Raw genomic sequence first — 270 nt, forward strand, 5'->3', positions numbered from 1 at the left:
AATTCGCTCAGCCTCGGTGAGCAGGGTGTGCGTGACGGCGAACTGCTGATGCTGGAGAATTCGGCCCACACCGCGCCGACCCCGCTCTTCGACGACATCATGTACAACGTCGCCGTCGCCGACTCCGAGCATTTCCGCGGATGGAATCCGAATACCGCGCGGATCACCGGATCGGTGCTGGCGGTGCTCACCATGCTGGCGGGTTGCACCGCGCTGCTGGCGTCGCCGGACGCGATGCCCGGCTGGATCACCGGAACGATCGCGCTGGGT

At 65.9% G+C, this 270-nt stretch carries 1 protein-coding gene; it reads left to right on the top strand.

Annotated features, from left to right (window positions below; genetic code table 11):
- Positions 1 to 270, top strand: a 270-nt coding sequence (locus tag CUZ56_RS15070) for a hypothetical protein (protein ID WP_204250949.1), incomplete at both ends; no start/stop codon positions are given.

Origin of the sequence: Saezia sanguinis, from assembly GCF_003991585.1 — a bacterium.
Lineage (GTDB): Bacteria > Pseudomonadota > Gammaproteobacteria > Burkholderiales > Burkholderiaceae_C > Saezia > Saezia sanguinis.